Origin of the sequence: Mesorhizobium sp. CCNWLY176, from assembly GCF_037153935.1 — a bacterium.
GTDB lineage: Bacteria > Pseudomonadota > Alphaproteobacteria > Rhizobiales > Rhizobiaceae > Mesorhizobium_M > Mesorhizobium_M zhangyense.
The window spans coordinates 1-692 of the sequence record NZ_JBBBDZ010000042.1 but is presented as its reverse complement, the minus strand read 5'-3'; the positions used below and the strand labels follow the sequence as shown (position 1 = coordinate 692).

The window sequence follows — 692 nt, the reverse complement described above, 5'->3', positions numbered from 1 at the left end:
GGATGCGGCAACAGGCCGGCCTTGAGCAGTTCGGCCACGACCGCCGGCACGCCGCCGGCATGATGATAATCCTCGCCGAGATATTCGCCGGCCGGCTGGAGATTGACCAGCAGCGGGATCTTGTGGCCGACGGCCTGCCAGTCGTCATTGTCGAGTTTCACGCCGAGATGGCGGGCGATGGCGTTGAGATGGATCGGCGCGTTGGTCGAGCCGCCGATCGCCGAATTGATGACGATGGCGTTTTCGAAGGCTTCGCGGGTCATGATGTCGGACGGCTTCAAATCCTCATGGACCATGCCGACGATGCGCTTGCCGGTCTCGTAGGAAATCTGCCCGCGTTCGCGATAGGGCGCCGGAATGGCGGCCGAGCCCGGCAACTGCATGCCGAGCGCCTCGGCCAGCGAGTTCATCGTGGTCGCCGTGCCCATCGTGTTGCAATAGCCGACCGACGGTGCGGACGAGGCGACGATGTCCATGAACTCGTCATAATCGATCTCGCCGGCCGAAAGCCGCTGGCGCGATTCCCAGACGATGGTGCCGGAGCCCGTGCGCTTGCCCTTGTGCCAGCCATTCAGCATCGGACCGACAGAGAGCGCAATCGCCGGGATGTTGACGGTGGCGGCGGCCATCAGCATGGCCGGGGTGGTCTTGTCGCAGCCAATGGTCAGCACCACGCCGTCGAGCGGATAGCC

The 692-nt window shown here is 64.6% G+C and carries 1 protein-coding gene; it reads right to left on the bottom strand.

Annotated elements, in window-relative coordinates; genetic code table 11:
- Window positions 1–692 (bottom strand): dihydroxy-acid dehydratase domain-containing protein (locus tag WBQ96_RS28260; protein WP_336556349.1); only part of this gene is annotated, 692 nt, incomplete at both ends.